13 protein-coding genes are annotated in these 16,935 nt (G+C 36.5%); 11 read left to right on the top strand and 2 right to left on the bottom strand.

All coding sequences use genetic code 11. The features are described 5' to 3' along the window. The first annotated feature begins 721 nt into the window (after positions 1 to 721). From FKR84_RS08685 to FKR84_RS08695, 3 genes are all read left to right on the top strand, one after another. Complete coding sequence (locus FKR84_RS08685; protein ID WP_141421912.1) at positions 722 to 1,945, top strand: peptidoglycan DD-metalloendopeptidase family protein; 1,224 nt, start codon at positions 722 to 724, stop codon at positions 1,943 to 1,945. Between the two features lie 150 nt (positions 1,946 to 2,095). Next, a complete protein-coding gene (locus tag FKR84_RS08690) occupies positions 2,096 to 4,759 on the top strand; it encodes a TonB-dependent receptor (RefSeq protein ID WP_141421913.1) in 2,664 nt (887 codons plus the stop codon). A 96-nt stretch (positions 4,760 to 4,855) separates the two neighbouring features. Continuing rightward, entirely contained in the window at positions 4,856 to 5,296 is a 441-nt protein-coding gene (locus tag FKR84_RS08695) for a hypothetical protein (RefSeq protein ID WP_141421914.1), read from the top strand. 300 nt (positions 5,297 to 5,596) lie between these two features. Here the strand turns inward: FKR84_RS08695 and FKR84_RS08700 are convergent, their stop codons facing one another. Then, complete coding sequence (locus FKR84_RS08700; RefSeq protein ID WP_141421915.1) at positions 5,597 to 6,658, bottom strand: endonuclease/exonuclease/phosphatase family protein; 1,062 nt, start codon at positions 6,656 to 6,658, stop codon at positions 5,597 to 5,599. A gap of 136 nt (positions 6,659 to 6,794) precedes the next feature. Here FKR84_RS08700 and FKR84_RS08705 point away from each other — a divergent pair, with 136 nt between their 5' ends. Together FKR84_RS08705 and FKR84_RS08710 are read left to right on the top strand one after the other, a co-directional pair. Beyond that, complete coding sequence (locus FKR84_RS08705; RefSeq protein ID WP_141421916.1) at positions 6,795 to 9,569, top strand: carboxypeptidase-like regulatory domain-containing protein; 2,775 nt, start codon at positions 6,795 to 6,797, stop codon at positions 9,567 to 9,569. A 29-nt stretch (positions 9,570 to 9,598) separates the two neighbouring features. Beyond that, positions 9,599 to 10,945, top strand: a complete 1,347-nt coding sequence (locus tag FKR84_RS08710) for a DUF5689 domain-containing protein (RefSeq protein WP_141421917.1) — start codon at positions 9,599 to 9,601, stop codon at positions 10,943 to 10,945. 313 nt (positions 10,946 to 11,258) lie between these two features. On the opposite strand, the gene ahcY is transcribed toward FKR84_RS08710, so the two are convergent. Next, positions 11,259 to 12,575: an adenosylhomocysteinase gene (gene ahcY, locus FKR84_RS08715; protein WP_141421918.1), complete on the bottom strand. Its 1,317-nt coding sequence runs from the start codon at positions 12,573 to 12,575 to the stop codon at positions 11,259 to 11,261. A 63-nt stretch (positions 12,576 to 12,638) separates the two neighbouring features. Between ahcY and FKR84_RS08720 the strand changes: the two genes are divergently transcribed. From FKR84_RS08720 to FKR84_RS08745, 6 genes are read left to right on the top strand one after another with little or no spacing between them, the layout of a single operon-like run. After that, complete coding sequence (locus FKR84_RS08720) at positions 12,639 to 13,271, top strand: 4'-phosphopantetheinyl transferase family protein (RefSeq protein ID WP_141421919.1); 633 nt, start codon at positions 12,639 to 12,641, stop codon at positions 13,269 to 13,271. A gap of 16 nt (positions 13,272 to 13,287) precedes the next feature. Then, positions 13,288 to 14,046 (top strand): phosphoglycerol geranylgeranyltransferase, encoded by a 759-nt coding sequence (locus FKR84_RS08725; protein ID WP_141421920.1) that lies wholly within the window; start codon positions 13,288 to 13,290, stop codon positions 14,044 to 14,046. Continuing rightward, entirely contained in the window at positions 14,003 to 14,263 is a 261-nt protein-coding gene (locus FKR84_RS08730; protein ID WP_141421921.1) for a thiamine-binding protein, read from the top strand. Before FKR84_RS08725 ends, FKR84_RS08730 begins: the two co-directional genes overlap by 44 nt. Further along, a complete protein-coding gene (gene pnuC / locus FKR84_RS08735) occupies positions 14,247 to 14,879 on the top strand; it encodes a nicotinamide riboside transporter PnuC (RefSeq protein WP_141421922.1) in 633 nt (210 codons plus the stop codon). The genes FKR84_RS08730 and pnuC overlap by 17 nt, the downstream gene beginning before the upstream one ends. Continuing rightward, the gene (locus FKR84_RS08740) at positions 14,840 to 15,406 is read left to right on the top strand and encodes an AAA family ATPase (protein WP_141421923.1); all 567 of its coding nucleotides are present in this window, start codon (positions 14,840 to 14,842) and stop codon (positions 15,404 to 15,406) included. Before pnuC ends, FKR84_RS08740 begins: the two co-directional genes overlap by 40 nt. Continuing rightward, positions 15,403 to 16,935 (top strand): DUF4301 family protein, encoded by a 1,533-nt coding sequence (locus FKR84_RS08745; RefSeq protein ID WP_141421924.1) that lies wholly within the window; start codon positions 15,403 to 15,405, stop codon positions 16,933 to 16,935. The genes FKR84_RS08740 and FKR84_RS08745 overlap by 4 nt, the downstream gene beginning before the upstream one ends.

Consider the following 16,935-nt stretch of genomic DNA (forward strand, 5'->3'; position numbering starts at 1 on the left):
ATACCGATAGTTTCTTTTGTTTCCATAATTTAGTGGTTTTAAATGGTTGCTTTGACTAACACCTTTACTAGGTAAATTGCTAAAATTCTATTTGGTCCTTGCAACCAGGTTAATAAAGAACGGGGACTAATACGGGACTAAGGCCATTAGCCTAGAGGCTTCGGAAGTTCACCCCGTTCTTTTTTTGTTTATCAACAAATTTAGACTTATCAACAAAGAAAAAAAGAAGCAAAAAAAGAAATTTTCATCATCATTATCATCCTTTTTAAAATAAGTAAATTTATGTATTGCAAACCTAAAGGACGCTTCGGGATTTGTCAATGAAAAAAATGAACAAACAAATTTTATTGAAAATAACTATTGTTGATTTTAAGTGCAAGTTTTTTTAATCGGGCAGTAATCTATTTAAGTATAATTTCTAAATGGTAAAAACGGTATTGTTTTCAATAAAGAAGAATCAATTTTTCTAAACTAAGGATATATTTGCCTCTTTGCTAACTAATGAGCGATCCAATTTAAGGGAATTCAATTAGTATATACTATATTGTAAGAGTCCACATTCAAAAAAACAATATTTTTATCTTAAAATAAATATAATAATTTGCTTTCTTTTTTGTTGTAGGGTAGAAGTATAATGAATACTTTTGCAAAAGTTTTACAGATGGAATTATAGAAATTATATCCTTTGAAAAAAACGCACAACCTAATATTACTACTCCTAATGTCTCTAGCATTCTATGCTTGCAAAGACGATAAAAAGGAGCCGAAACAAATCACCAAAGCGGAGATAGAAAAACCGGCTCCAATCCGCAAAGAATACGGCTTCACGTTAAACCAATACGATATTGTTAAAGATACGGTTAGGCCCGGAGATTTTTTTGGTGGTATTATGGATACCAATGGCGTTTCTCCCGCCCAAGTTTATAAAATTGTACAAAAGGTAAAAGATAGTTTTGATGTTGCCCGCCTTCGTGCCGGGAGACCTTATACTATTTTAAAAGAAAAAGATTCTGCCAAAAGTATAAAAGCTTTTATTTACGAAAACGACCGGGTAAATTATACTGTAATCAATTTAGAAGACTCTATCACTGCATACCGCGCCAAAAAACCCGTAACTATTAAGCGCAAAAAAGCTTCGGGTATTATAACATCTTCGCTTTCTGCGGCTATGGATAATGCCGGGTTAAGTATTTTATTGGCAGATAAACTGGCAGACATTTTTCAGTGGAAAGTAGATTTCTTTAAAATTCAAAAAGGAGACCGTTTTAAATTAATTTATAACGAAAAATATATCAACGATACGGTTTATGCCGGATTGGCCAATATAGAAGCAGCTGTTTTATCGCATTACGGCAACGATTATTATGCTTTTCAATACGGCAACGACAGTATTAGCGGTTTTCCCGAATATTATGATGATGAAGCAGAATCTTTACAAAGTTTCTTTTTAAAAGCTCCGTTAAAATTTAGCCGTATTTCTTCGCGTTATACTAAACGCCGCTTTCACCCCGTACAAAAAAGGTGGAAAGCGCACAAAGGAACAGATTATGCCGCACCCACGGGAACGCCAATTTGGTCTACTGCAGACGGCGTGGTAATAAAATCTAGTTACACGCGCGGAAACGGCAATTATGTAAAAGTAAGACATAGTGAAAAATATACAACGCAATATTTACACATGTCTAAACGCAATGCAAAAGTTGGACAACGCGTTAAACAAGGAGATATAATAGGTTTTGTAGGAAGTACCGGCTTGGCAACCGGTCCGCATGTTTGTTACAGGTTTTGGGTTTACGGAAGACAAGTAGACCCGTATAAACAAAATTTACCTAGTTCTGAGCCTTTAAAAGAATCTTTAAAACCAGATTATTTTATGGCTATAGAACCTTTAAAGAAAGAATTGGATAATATAAAGAGTATAGATAAAAAAGCTTTAGGCGTTTAGTTCCTAAGGCTTTTTTTATAAAAACATTGTTCAGTAAATAAAAAGTAAAGAAATAACTTAAACTTAATTTAATGTTTAGGTAAACAACAAACAGTAAAAAAATATTTTTTTTGCTGTGATAACCAAAAACAAATTTTAACAATTATTGAAATGAAAAAAGCCTTTTTGATGATCTTGTTTTTAACAACAAGTTTCATTTATGCTCAAACTACTATTACCGGAACGGTAAAAGATGCCGATATGGGTACACCTTTACCAGGTGCCAATGTAATGGTAAAAGGAACATCTGCTGGTACAACCACAGATTTTGACGGGAATTTCTCTTTAGAGGTAAACCAATTATCTGGAGAAATTGAGATAACTTATGTTGGCTTTAAAGCCAAAACAGTTGGCTATAGCGTACAGCAAAACCAAACACAAAATTTAGGCAGCATAGACTTAATGCCAGATGCAAGTGCTTTGGGGGAAATTGTTCTAGTAGGTCGTGGGGTAATAGATTTGGAAGATGATCGTAAAACTCCAATTGCCGTTTCTACCATTACTAAAGCTGAAATTCAGCAGCGGGCAGTGGGTAACGTAGAGTTTCCACAAATTATGAAAAATACGCCTTCTGTGTATGTTTCTAATGAGTCAGGAGGTTTTGGAGATTCTCAAATGTACGTTCGTGGTTTTGATCAAACCAATACAGCTTTCTTGTTAAACGGGCAACCAATTAACGGGATGGAAGACGGTAAAATGTACTGGTCTAACTGGGCAGGTTTATCAGATATCGCTAATGCGGTGCAAGTACAAAGAGGTCTAGGTTCTTCTAAATTGGCTATTTCTTCTGTTGGTGGTACCATAAACATTGTTACCAAAGCAACCAACCGTTCAGAAGGTGGTTTTGCAAGATTTTTAGTAGGAAACGATAGCTACTTTAAAGGTACAGTTTCTTACGATACCGGTTTAAGCGAAAGCGGCTGGGGCTTTTCTTTCTTGTTAGATTACTGGCAAGCACACGCCAAATATGCAAAAGGTACCAGAGGCCAAGGGCAAAACTATTTCTTTTCTGTAGGGAAAAAAGCCGGCGATCACAACTTCAACTTCTTGTTGACCGGTGCGCCACAATGGCACGATCAAAACTTCTCTAAAGATCAAGAACTTTATGATAAATACGGTATTAAATACAACAATAACTATGGTTATAACAACGGTGAGTATTTAAGCTTGCGTAGAAACTATTACCACAAACCGGTTATGAACTTAAACTGGGACTGGAATATTTCTGAAAAATCAGACTTATCTACCGTAGTATATGCTTCTTTTGGTAGAGGTGGTGGTACCGGCGATTACGGTAACGGTGTTCGTTACGTAGATTATGCTCCCGCTCCAGAAAATCCGTTACAAGGCGGTGCCTACATTCCGTCTAACGGAGAAATAGATTGGACGTATATTCAAAATGTAGCTAACGCAGCCATAGAGCCAGACGAAAACGGTAACCGTTATAGTAAAGGTTACGACGGTACGCTTTTAAGAGCTTCTGTAAATAACCACGCTTGGTATGGTTCTGTAATTAACTACGAGTACGATACACTTAAAAACCTTACTTTCAACGTAGGTGCAGATGTACGTTTTTACGAAGGTACTCACTTTAGACAATTAACAGATTTATTAGGTCTAGATGGTCGTGTAGAAGAGTTTGGCGGAGATCCAAACCATACAGTAACCAGCACTTTTAATCCAGACCCTTGGGCTGCTTTGTTTAACTACGCAGACGAAGACGAGCGTATAGATTACGATTACTCGGAAAATATTAACTACCAAGGTGGTTTTGGTCAAGTAGAATGGGCAAACGATGAATTTTCTGTATTTTTTCAAGGTGCAATTTCTAACCAATCTTACAAAAGAGAAGATAGGGGGAATTTTGAAGGTACCAAAGAATCTGAAACCGTTAACAAAACAGGCTACAACATAAAAGGTGGAGCTTCTTGGAGATTTGCAGAAGGCCACGCTTTTTATGTAAACTCCGGAAAATATTCTAGACAACCCTTTTTAGATAATGTATTCCCTTCTTATAGCGATAATACAGAATTAGCAGAACCTGCCGTAGATAACGAAGAGATTGTTGGTTTAGAAGCAGGTTATAAATTTGAAATGAATAACCTTCAAGTTAACTTAAACGGTTATTATACCAAGTGGGAAAACAGGTTCCAAAATGTTGGTGGGGAGTACGACCCTAATCCAGATGGCGACGGTGTACCGGAATTTGATAATGTATCTTTCTTATTTACAGATATCGCGCAACTACACAAAGGTTTAGAATTAGATGCGCAATACCGTATTACAGATGACTTGCGATTAAAAGGTTATGTAACTGTAGGCGATTGGGAATACGACGGTACTTCTCCGGTGCGTATAAGAGACAATAACAATTCAGAGTTTATTGATGAGATTAGCGCAGACCTATCAGGAACCAAAGTAGGTGGAGCTCCGCAATTTACAGGAGGTTTAGGTGTTAATTACGATGTGATACCTAAAAAACTTAACTTTGATTTAAACTGGAATTACTACGGAGAGCTTTACGGAATTGTAGACGTAGAAGATGTTGCAGAATCTACTTTAGAAGACGAAACTTACCAATCTGAAAAGTTAAGCCCATATTCTTTATTTGATTTAGGCGCTGCTTATAACTTTAACTTTGGTGATAACCGAATTCAAGTTGTAGGTAACGTATACAACCTTTTAGACTATGAATATGTTGGTCAAAAAGATAACTACGGTTATTACTACGGTAATGGTCTAACTTGGAACTTAGCTGTGAAATACCAGTTCTAAGCACTATAGTTTATTAATTAAGCCAAAAAAAGTCGCTACCATTTAGGTAGCGACTTTTTGTTTTAAAAAAGGTATCTTTGCGCAAAAACTAATATTATGTATACAGCATTTCTTCACTTACATTCTTTTTGGGCCTATTTGGTATTGTTACTTATAATTTTGGCAACCTTTAATGCTATATTTGGTTGGGCCGGTAAACGCTCTTATGCACCAAAAGATTTTAGAATCTCCTTGTTTGCTTTAATCGCAACACATATTCAGCTATTATTGGGTTTAATTTTATTCTTTGTTTCTCCGCAAGTAAGATGGTTTTCGGGAAATGTAGATATGGGAAGCATAATGAGCAATCCTACTTTACGCTTATACAATGTAGAACATCCGTTGTTAATGATTGTTGCAGTTATCTTAATAACAATTGGATACTCGCGTCATAAAAAGAAATTAGCTTCAAATCCTAAGTTTAAAAGCTTAAGTATTTTTTATAGCCTTGCGTTACTAGCTACATTAGCAATGATTCCGTGGGCGGCTTGGTTGTAAAACCATCTGTAAATAAAAACAAAAAAAGGGAGCAATTTTGCTTCCTTTTTTGTTTTTATATCTACTATGAAATCTGTTTTACCATAAGGTTCCCAAAACAAAAGAATTTAATTTTTGAACTGAAAAAAGGTTATTCCTATTGAAGAAATGGTGAATTTTTTTTGTCTTTGAACAGACTTACTTTTTTGGGCGATATAAAATATAACGGCTAATTTAAAGCTTCCGCTGAAGCGTGACAATCACACTGCGAAAAACAGTTTAAATTAGCCGTCTTGGCTGTTAGATTTATAAACCTAAATTTTAATTTACCTCTTTAATCACGTAAATGTAAACCGGAAAGTGGTCGCTATAACCGCCTGTAAAACCGCCGCCACTAAAACTTCTAAAAGGATAACCTTTATACTTACCGCGAGGATTAACCAAATAATTTGGGTTAAAAACACCGGCTTTATAATATTGATAAGTGCTGTAATCTTCTTTTAAGAAAGCTTGAGAAATAATTATTTGGTCAAATAAATCCCAACTGTCGCGATAAGCTATTGTGCCAATACCTTGCTTTTTCTGCATATTTTCCATAGGGTTATACAATTCTTTTACTTTGGTATCTTCTTTTTCGGCTTTTGCGCCCAACACTTCTTTAATGCTTGTGTTATAAGGACCATCATTAAAATCTCCCATTGTAACAATCTTAGAATAAGGATCTATAGCCATTAAAGAATCTATAATTTTTACATTAAGAGCAGCAGCTTTTTCACGTTTAGAACGGCTAGCAGCCTCGCCACCACTTCTAGAAGGCCAGTGGTTTACAATAAAATGCATTTCATCGCCGTCTAAAAGTCCGCTAACCAAGAGTTGATCTCTGGTGTGGTCTCTTTTTTCGGGATTGTTTTTACGGAAAAGTTTTAACGTGTGCGAAGAAACAGATTTTGGTTTAAAAACATCTTTACGGTAAAGCAGCGCAACGTCTATACCACGCTCGTCTGGAGAATCTTCGTGAATAATACCATAATTCTTGTCGCGCAAAACCGGTTCGTTTACTAAGTCTTCCAGCACTTTACGGTTTTCTACCTCGGCCACGCCAATAATTGCGGGAGCGTTCTTGGTAACATCTGCACCAATTTCGGCAATTACCTTGGCCATGTTTTTTAATTTCTTAGGGTAAACCTCTTCGCGCAAAGCCGCAGACATTTCCATCATTGGGCTTGCCTCGTCATATTTGGTAGGATCGTTTTCCGTATCAAAAAGGTTTTCTACATTATAAAAAGCAATGGTGTTTACTTTATAGGTTTTTTTACTTTGAGCAAAACTTAGAGAAGTAATGCAAATAAAAATTAATAATAAGGTGGTGTTTAGTTTATTCATCTTTTTTATGATATGTTAAATAAAGTTTAAAACAAATGCTACGCCAAAAGTAATTATTGTAGAGAAATAATGTAACTTTGCGGGCGGAAATTTAATTTTTCTTAACTCAAATTAAGTAGTAATGAATATTTTAAAAATGAAAAAAAGATTTTTTCTTTTAGCATTTTTACTTTGCTCAGTGGGTAATTTGCTTGCGCAACAAACTCAGGTTAAAGGTAAGGTAATTGATGCTACTACCAATGAAAATCTTCCGGATGTTGAAGTTTCTATAGAAAACTCGGCATTTAGCGTAAAAACCGCCGCAGACGGAAGTTTTAATTTTAATGCTTTTAATCTTCCTTTAGGAGAGCAAGTTATTGCTTTGCAGAAGGCCGGTTTTGTTCAAAAGCGTTTTCCTGTTACTATTAACGAAGGCGAGGTTTTAGATTTAGAAACCTTACCTTTAGAAGTAGACATTAACGAAGAAAATTATCAGATAGGCACAATTAGTCTTTCTGATAACGAGTTAGACAACGAAGAAAGCTCTGCAGATAACCTCTCTGGTTTATTGCAAGCTTCTAAAGACGTTTTCTTAAACGCTGCTGCTTATGATTTTAGCGCAACTTTCTTTAACCCGCGTGGATACGATTCTGAAAACGGAAAAGTATTAATTAACGGTATAGAAATGAACAAAATGTACAACGGTCGCCCACAATGGAGCAACTGGGGTGGTTTAAACGATGCCCAGCGTAACCAGGTTTTTTCTATGGGTTTATCTGCCAACGATTATAACTTTGGAGACTTGGCCGGTACAACCAATATAATAATGCGTGCTACCCAATACCAACAAGGCGGACGTGTTTCTTATGCTTCTTCCAACCGTAGTTACAGAGGTCGTGTTATGGCTTCGTACAATACCGGTATGATGGAAGGCGGCTGGGCATTTAGCTTTTTAGCGTCCAGACGTTTTGGCGAAGAAGGTTACCGCGATGGTTCTTTATACGATGCAAACTCTTTCTTTGCATCTGTAGAAAAGAAACTGGGAGAAAACCACAGTTTAAACCTTACCGCATTCTATACGCCCAACCGAAGAGGGAAAACTTCTGCCAATACGCAAGAGGTTTACGACCTAAAAGATACACAGTATAACTCTTATTGGGGTTATCAAGATGGTGAGATTAGAAATTCGCGCGTACGTACTATAGAAGAGCCGGTTATTATGCTTAACCATTACTGGGATATTAACGATAAAACCCAATTAAACACCAACGTTGGTTACCAATTTGGTGAGATTGGCAACAGTCGTTTAGGCTATGACAATGCGCCAAACCCAGATCCTTCTTACTACCAATCTTTACCAAGTTACCATTTAGCAAATCCGGAAGGACCTAATTATGCAAGTGCTTTCTTGGCAGAACGAGAATTTCGTCAAGACGGCCAAATAGATTGGTACAACCTTTACGAAACCAATGTTTTATATGGTGGTACATCGCGTTATTACTTATATGAAGATCGTAACGATGATAAACAGTTAATGGTTAATACCATTTTAACATCAGATATTAACGATAATATCCGTGTAAACGGAACGCTTAGTTACCGTAACTTAAACTCACACAATTTTGCAAATATGTTAGACTTGTTGGGAGGTAACGGTTATTTAGATGTAGATACATATAACCAAGGAGACGACGCACAAAGTGATTTAAATAATCCTAACCGCGTAGTTGGCGAAGGTGACACTATGAAGTATAACTACGAGTTAGATGCATCAGAATATAATGCGTTTGCACAGGGACAATTCCGTTACAACAAAGTAGATTTTTACGTTGGTGCTAACGTAGGCAAAACTACTTACCAACGAAACGGTTTGTATAAAAACGGAAGCTATCCAGATAACTCTTTAGGCAAAAGTGAAGAATTAAACTTTACTACCTATGGTGCCAAAGTTGGTGCTACCTACAAAATTACCGGAAGACATATGATAGATGTAAATGCGGCATATATGACAGATGCGCCAACTTTACGAAGCTCTTTCTCTAACTCGCGTCAAAATAATATGACGGTAGATGGGTTAACCGAAGAGATTAGTCAAAATATAGATGCAAGTTATATTTACAGATCACCAACTATAAAAGGTAGGTTAACGGGGTATTATACTAAAATGCAAGATGCAACAGAAATTTCTTTCTTTTATGCCGATGGTATTTCTGGGGCAGGAAGAAACCAAACCACTGCTTTTGTGCAAGAAGTTTTAAGCGGAATAGATAAACGTCATGTGGGTGCAGAATTGGGAATAGAAGCTCAAATAACTCCAACTATTAAGTTAAAAGGAGCTGCAGCGTATGGCCAGTATACCTATGATAACAATCCTGACTTATACTTAACATCCGATGATTTTGAACTAGAGGAAGTAGGTCCCGACGGACAAAACGATTTAGGAAAATCGTATTTAAAAGATTATAAAATTGCCGGTGGGCCGCAACAAGCTTACCAGATTGGCTTTGAATATCGTGATCCTGATTACTGGTGGTTTGGCGCAACTAGCAACTTTTTCTCTAATGCGTATGTAGATGTTTCACCAATTACCCGCTCTCAGAACTTTTATTTAGATACAGATGGAATACCATTCGGCGATTATAATGAAGAAACCGCGCGCGAGTTGTTAAAACAAGAAGAATTTGACGACTACATGCTTGTAAATGTGGTGGGTGGTAAATCTTGGAAAGTAGGAGATTACTTTGTAGGTTTCTTTGCAACCATCAATAACATTTTTGATGAAAAATATAAAACCGGTGGTTATGAGCAAGGTAGAAATGCCAACTATCAAAACTTGGTAGAAGACAATAGCCAAGATACCCGGGTTTTTGGACCTAAATACTGGTACGGTTATGGTACCACTTATTACTTAAACGTATACCTTAGATTTTAATAAAATATAAATTAGAATAACACTTAATTATGAAAACAGTAAAGAACCTTAAAATTTTAAGCATCCTTTTTTTAGGATTGTTTGCTACGTCTTGTGTGCAAGACGACGATTTCGATACGCCGCCAATCAATTTTGATGAGCCAGATAAAGACGTGAATTTTACAATTCAGGCAGTAAAAGATTTGGCAGAAGATTCTCCGGTACCGGTAGAAATTGTTGCCGGCGAAGATTCTGACCTAGAATTGTATATAGAAGGTTACGTTATCTCTAACGATGAGCCGGGTAACTTTTATAAAACTTTAATTATTCAAGATGCTCCGGAAAACCCAACAGCAGGAATTGCTATTTCTACAGAAGCGTCAGATTTGTATACACGTTTTGAGCCGGGAAGAAAAATTTACTTCCGCGTAGACGGTTTATATAGTGGCGATTATGCAAACTTGCCAACCATTGGTACACAAGATGGTGACCAAGTTGGTAGAATAAGCGTTACAGAATTTGAAGATAGAATAGCGCGCTCTGGTACAAAAGAAGAATTGGTGCCTACTGTAATTAGTATTGACCAGATTGGTGACGAGTATTTGAACACCTTAGTTAAATTTGAAAATGTACAATTTGTAGAAAGTCTTATTGGTGAATCTTACGGAAACACTAACGATACTTTTAACGTAAACCGTACTGTAGAGAACTGTGATGGCGAAACTGTTATTATGCGAAACAGCGGTTACTCTAATTTTAAAAATATGTTGTTACCAACCAAAAATGGCGAATTAACCGCTGTTATGAGTTTGTTTGGTAGTACTTACCAACTTACTATTAGAGGTCCCGAAGATGTAAACTTTACGGAACCACGTTGTGGCGCTATCTTTAAGCAAAACTTTGAAGGAGACGATGTAAATCCTGGTACAGACATCCAGATAGAAGGGTGGACAAACCTAAACGCAAATGGTGGTAGCAGAGTTTGGCAAACCAGAGAATTTAGTGGTAATAGTTATGCACAAACCAGTGCTTTTGGTTCTGGCGAAGATCCTTACGAAGCTTGGTTAATAACTCCTGCAGTAAGTCTTGCAGATCTTAGTGAAGCTACTTTTAACTTTACTTCTAACGACGGTTATTACAACGGCGATGCGTTGACTGTTTTGGTATCTTCAGATTTTAACGGAGATGTAGATGCTGCTACTTGGACAGACGTAACCGCTCAAGCAACTATTGCCAGCGGCGACGAAAACGGCTACGGAAGCTTTATCCCTTCAGGAGATATAGATATTTCTAGCTTTGTTGGTCAAGACGTTTATATTGCCTTTAAATATTTGGGCAGTGCAAACGGTGTAAGCACTACTTACCAAATAGATAACATTCGTGTGTTAGGCCAATAAGAATTTTGTTTAGAAATAAACAATAATATAAAAACCCGCTTGTAAAAGGCGGGTTTTTGTTTGCCGAAGGTTAGTAAAAGCCTTACAACTTTAGTTTGTTGAAAGAATAGAAAAGCTTTGTTCGTTTTTATTGAAAAAAATTTCTTAGAAAAAATACTTTTATTCAGATAGCTAAGAGACTTGTGTTGCTTGATATAAAATGTTTAAGTCAACTCGAGTTTGCAAATAGTTGTTTGCATAAAAAAATCCTTCCTGAAGTTTCAAGAAGGATTTTTATATTTGGAATAGTTTTTAAGCTTCCGCGGAAGCAATATTAGTAACGGTAATAATCGGGTTTAAACGGCCCTTTTACTTCCACACCAATATATTCTGCTTGGTCTTGATTTAACTCGGTTAATTCTACTCCAATTTTCTTTAAGTGTAATTTTGCAACCTTTTCATCTAAATGTTTAGGTAACATATACACTTCGTTTTTATAATTTTCAGAACGGTTCCATAATTCTATCTGTGCCAAAGTTTGGTTGGTAAACGAGTTACTCATTACAAAACTTGGGTGGCCGGTGGCACATCCTAAATTTACCAATCTACCTTCTGCCAATAAAATAATGTCGTTGCCGTTTACGGTATATTTATCTACCTGTGGCTTTATTTCGTCTTTGGTGTCGCCGTGGTTGTCGTTTAACCAAGCAACAGCAATTTCGTTATCAAAATGCCCTATGTTACAAACAATTGTTTTGTCTTTCATAGCTTCAAAATGCTCGCCGCGTACAATATCTTTATTACCGGTTGTGGTAATTACAATATCTGCTTTTGGCAATACGGTTTCTAATTTCTTTACTTCAAAACCATCCATTGCAGCTTGTAGTGCACAAATAGGATCAATTTCTGTAACGGTAACTATAGAGCCGGCTCCTCTAAAAGAAGCTGCGGTACCTTTACCAACATCTCCGTAACCGCAAACTACAACACGTTTTCCTGCCAACATTACATCTGTGGCTCGCCTTATGGCATCTACAGCGCTTTCTCTACAGCCGTATTTATTATCAAATTTAGATTTGGTAACAGAATCGTTTACGTTAATGGCGGGCATGGGCAAAGTGCCATTTTTCATACGTTCGTATAAACGGTGTACGCCGGTAGTTGTTTCTTCCGAAAGACCTTTAACGTCTTTTGCTAACTCCGGATAGTTATCTAAAACCATATTGGTTAAATCGCCACCATCGTCTAAAATCATATTAAGTGGTTGGCGGTCTTCGCCAAAAAACAAAGTTTGTTCTATACACCAATTAAACTCTTCTTCGGTCATTCCTTTCCAAGCATAAACAGGAATTCCTGCGGCTGCTATTGCTGCAGCTGCGTGATCTTGTGTAGAGAATATATTACAAGAACTCCAGGTTACATCTGCACCTAATTCTACCAAGGTTTCTATCAAAACAGCAGTTTGCACGGTCATATGCAAACACCCGGCAATACGAGCACCTTTTAAAGGTTGTTCGTTTTTGTATTCTTTCCGTAAAGCCATTAAACCCGGCATCTCTGCCTGTGCTAATTCTATTTCTTTTCGTCCCCAATCTGCAAGCGAAATATCTTTCACTTTATAGGCCACATAATTCTCAGTTTTCGTACTCATATGCTTATATTTGTTATATTCTACTTAAGTAAATGCAAAAATAAACATTATCTACCAAAACCTATGGCTCTTTACAAAACAATAACAGTTGATAAAGACACTAAAGTCCTCATTTGGAAAATAGAAGAGACCTACGATTGGTTAGAAAAAGACATGCAACTTACCGAACATTGCCAAAATAGGGTAGGCAGCATGAAGTCAGAAATACATAAACGCGGCTTTATGAGTATCAGACATTTGCTGGCAGAAGCGGGTTATACCGATCATGATTTGTATTATGACGAAACCGGAAAACCGCATTTACGCGATAATAATTATATTTCTATCACGCATTCTTTTGAGTTTAGCGGAATAATTATCAGTAAAAATCCTATAGGTATTGATATTGAAAAACAACGCAATAAAATCTTAAAAATAGCCCATAAATTTACGCCTTTAGAAGAATATTATACGGTGGCCAATGAAGATGCTTTAATACGAAAACTTACCATAGTTTGGGGCGCTAAAGAATCTATTTATAAATTGGTAAACATACCCGGTTTGCTATTTTTGCACCATATTAATGTAAAAGATTTTGATTTTGAAGCTACCACAACCACGGCAAAAGTGCGTTGTCAAGCTACAAAAAAAGAATTCCGTTTGCATTTTTTAGAGTTCGAAGGTTTTACGTGTGTCTACGCGCTTCCTTTAGCTTAAACATTAATTTCTTAATATGGTAAAGCAAAACAACTTTCTAAAAGATCTTAGGTTAAACCGAAATTTATTGGGCATTTTGGTAGATCCCGATAAGTTACCACTAGAAGATGTTGGTTTATTGCTACAAAATTTACCCGAAAACACTACGCATTTATTGGTAGGTGGCAGTACGGTAGAAAACGATAAAACCCAACTTTTGGTAAAGGCCATAAAAGCTGCAAGCATGTTGCCGGTGATAATTTTTCCGGGAGATTATTCTCAAATTGCACCGCAGGCAGATGCCTTGTTGTTTTTATCTTTACTTTCTGGCAGAAACCCCGAATATTTAATTGGTCAACAAATAAAAGCGGTAAAATATTTACAAAAAACCAAGCTGGAAGTAATTCCTACCGGATATATTTTGATAGATGGCGGCAAAACCACAGCGGTAGAAAAAGTAAGCCAAACCAAACCAATGCCACAAGAAAATTGTAAGGCAATTGTAGAAACTGCTTTGACTGCAGAATATCTAGGCAAAACCTTAATTTATTTAGAAGCCGGTAGTGGAGCCAAAAATTGCGTAAACCCAACTATTGTTAAGGCTGTTGCCGAAGCGGTAAAAATTCCTGTAATAGTGGGTGGTGGTATAAAAACCCAAGAACAACTAGCGGCGGTTTATAAAGCCGGTGGAAAAATGGCCGTTATAGGAACGGCTTTCGAAAACGATTTAAAAACTGTAAAAAATAAAAACAATGAAAATATCTGTAGAACTTACACTTACTCCCATCCAAGATGATTATGAGCCGGCTATAAAAACTTTTATAAAAAGGTTGCGGGCTTCTGGTTTAAAGGTAATCGAGAATCCGTTAAGTACACAAGTTTATGGAGACTACGATAGCGTAATGCAATTGCTTACCACAGAGGTAGAATCTGCCTTAGAATCTGTAGAAAGAGGCTTGATACATATAAAGATTGTAAAAACGGACAGAAGTAATTATGAACCAGGTTTTTGATTGGGTTTTTAGTCAGTATTACGAAGTTCCTACTCACTTAATTGTTTTAGAACTCATAGCCGTTTTATTTGGTGTGTTGAGTGTTGTATACGCCAAAAAAGATAATATTTGGGTTTATCCAACAGGCATGATAAGCACAATTATATTTGTTTATATTTTGGCGGTTTACGGCTTGCTGGGAGATATGCTTATAAACGCATATTATTTTGGTATGAGTATTTACGGTTGGTATTTGTGGACGCGAAAAGTAGATGCCAACCATTATACCCCAATAACTAGAACCACAAAAAAAGAGAAAAAACAATCTGTTTATATTTTCTTGGCCACCATAGCTAGTGTAGCACTTATTTATCAGGTTTTTGACAAGTGGGAAAGCTGGATTTCGTATACCGATATCTTGACCACTTCTATATTTTTTGTAGGAATGTGGCTTATGGCGAAGAAAAAATTAGAAAACTGGACGTATTGGATTATTGGCGATATAATCTCTATTCCGCTTTACTTTTTTAAAGGACTTGCTTTTAGCGCGATACTTTATATCTTGCTCACCATTATTGCAATTTATGGTTATATTTCATGGAAAAAACGCTTGAACAAACTCCCGCAAACTGTTTAAAAATAGTGCTTTTTGGTCCGGAGTCTACCGGAAAAACAAGTCTGGCAAAACAACTGGCAGAATATTATAAAACCAATTGGGTGCCGGAGTTTGCCCGAGATTATTTACAGAAAAAATACGACGATTCTGGTATTATCTGTGAGCCACACGATTTGGTTCCTATTGCAAAAGGACAAATAGCTACAGAAAACAAATTGGCCAAAACAGCCAATAAAGTTTTGTTTTGCGATACTAATGTTTTGCAAACTTATGGCTACGGTCAAGTATATTATCTTAATTTTGAAAACGAAATTTTAAAAAAAGCGATAGAAAGACATCATTACGACTTGTATTTGCTAACCAATATAGACATTCCTTGGCAGGAAGACGATTTGCGCGATAAGCCGGACGAAAGAGAAGAAATGTATGCACATTTTAAAAATGTTTTAAAGAAAAGACAACTTCCATTTATTTCCGTAAAGGGAAATAAAGAAGAACGTTTGCAACAAGCCGTAAATGCCATAAACAAATTAATGCCTAATCAATGAAAGAATATAAATTTACCGAAGCAGACTTAGAACAAATTGAAAAACACGGCCTAAAACGTCCGGTAGTAGAAAAACAATTGCAGACCTTTCGGGAAGGTATTCCTTTTGTCGAGTTGGTTGGTGCTGCGGGTATAGATAACGGTATTTTACGATTAGACGAAAAACAAACAGACTTTTACCAACAGATTTTTGATAACACCAAGACTAAAAAACTAAAATTTGTGCCGGCAAGTGGGGCGGCCTCCAGAATGTTTAAGCTGCTATTTGCCTTTGTAAAAGAATACGACTATACAAAGGAAAACTTACAAGACTTTTTAAAGCAAGAGCAATTTCTTCCGCTGCAAGCGTTTACAAAAAACATAAAAACCTATGCTTTCTATCCGGAAGTAGAAAAAGCGGTAAAAGAAGAACATCCCGATTTTGAAAATTTACCCCAAGACCAGCAATTTTATCTTTTGGTAAATACTTTGCTTTTCCATAAAAAATTAAAATATGCTGCCTTGCCAAAAGGCCTGGTGCCGTTTCACAGATATGAAAATATAGCGGTTTCGGCTTTTGAAGAGCATTTATACGAAGCGGCAAATTATGCACGCCAAGACAAAACGGCCTTTTTACATTTTACCGTTGCAAAAGAACATCTTCCGGCTTTTGAGAAAAGATTTACGCAAATAAAAGACAGGGTAGAAAACGAAACCCAAACCACTTTTGAAATAGATTATTCTTTTCAGGAAAAATCTACAGACACTATTGCCGTAAATTTCGATAACTCTCCATTTAGGCAAACAGACAAAAGTTTGCTATTTAGACCGGGTGGTCACGGCGCATTAATCGAAAATTTAAACAACGTAGATGCCGATTTAATTTTTATAAAAAACATAGACAATGTACCCGTTCGTAAACATCTTAACGAGGTTTGTTACTATAAAAAAGTTTTAGGCGGAATTTTGCTGGAAGTGCAAAACGAAATTTTTGATATTCTAACCAGTTTAGACAAACAAGGATTTAGCAACTTCCTTTTAAAGCGCGCCAATAAATTAGTACAAGAAAAATTAAGTTTGCCGGTAAAGTTAACTACAGAAGAAGAAATTAAAAACTATTTAAACAGGCCCATTCGCGTTTGCGGAATGGTAAAAAATCAAGGCGCTCCGGGCGGCGGTCCTTTCTGGGTAAAAGATGGTAAGGGCGAAATTTCTTTGCAAATAGTAGAAGGAGCGCAAATTGACCCAAACAATGCATCGCAACAAAAAATTGTAAAAGACGCAACGCATTTTAATCCGGTAGATATTGTTTGCGGCGTTAAAGATTACAAAGGTCAAAAGTTTGATCTGCACCAATTTATTAATCCCAACAAAGGTTTTATTACCAAAAAATCTAAAAACGGGCAACAACTAAAAGCTTTAGAACTTCCCGGCTTGTGGAACGGTGCAATGGCTTACTGGAATACCATTTTTGTAGAAACGCCTTTGCTTAGTTTTAATCCGGTAAAAACCGTTTTAGATTTGGGCAAATCCAGCCACCAAACCAACTAG

The sequence above is a fragment of the Haloflavibacter putidus genome (assembly GCF_006546625.1).
Classification (GTDB): Bacteria; Bacteroidota; Bacteroidia; order Flavobacteriales; family Flavobacteriaceae; genus Mesonia; species Mesonia putida.

Excerpts from the sequence above, each read along its gene's own strand:
- FKR84_RS08685 (WP_141421912.1), top strand. The coding sequence starts at position 722 with ATGTCTCTAGCATTCTATGCTTGCAAAGACGATAAAAAGGAGCCGAAA.
- FKR84_RS08690 (WP_141421913.1), top strand. The coding sequence starts at position 2,096 with ATGAAAAAAGCCTTTTTGATGATCTTGTTTTTAACAACAAGTTTCATT.
- FKR84_RS08695 (WP_141421914.1), top strand. The coding sequence starts at position 4,856 with ATGTATACAGCATTTCTTCACTTACATTCTTTTTGGGCCTATTTGGTA.
- FKR84_RS08700 (WP_141421915.1), bottom strand. The coding sequence starts at position 6,658 with ATGAATAAACTAAACACCACCTTATTATTAATTTTTATTTGCATTACT.
- FKR84_RS08705 (WP_141421916.1), top strand. The coding sequence starts at position 6,795 with ATGAAAAAAAGATTTTTTCTTTTAGCATTTTTACTTTGCTCAGTGGGT.
- FKR84_RS08710 (WP_141421917.1), top strand. The coding sequence starts at position 9,599 with ATGAAAACAGTAAAGAACCTTAAAATTTTAAGCATCCTTTTTTTAGGA.
- ahcY (WP_141421918.1), bottom strand. The coding sequence starts at position 12,575 with ATGAGTACGAAAACTGAGAATTATGTGGCCTATAAAGTGAAAGATATT.
- FKR84_RS08720 (WP_141421919.1), top strand. The coding sequence starts at position 12,639 with ATGGCTCTTTACAAAACAATAACAGTTGATAAAGACACTAAAGTCCTC.
- FKR84_RS08725 (WP_141421920.1), top strand. The coding sequence starts at position 13,288 with ATGGTAAAGCAAAACAACTTTCTAAAAGATCTTAGGTTAAACCGAAAT.
- FKR84_RS08730 (WP_141421921.1), top strand. The coding sequence starts at position 14,003 with ATGAAAATATCTGTAGAACTTACACTTACTCCCATCCAAGATGATTAT.
- pnuC (WP_141421922.1), top strand. The coding sequence starts at position 14,247 with ATGAACCAGGTTTTTGATTGGGTTTTTAGTCAGTATTACGAAGTTCCT.
- FKR84_RS08740 (WP_141421923.1), top strand. The coding sequence starts at position 14,840 with ATGGAAAAAACGCTTGAACAAACTCCCGCAAACTGTTTAAAAATAGTG.
- FKR84_RS08745 (WP_141421924.1), top strand. The coding sequence starts at position 15,403 with ATGAAAGAATATAAATTTACCGAAGCAGACTTAGAACAAATTGAAAAA.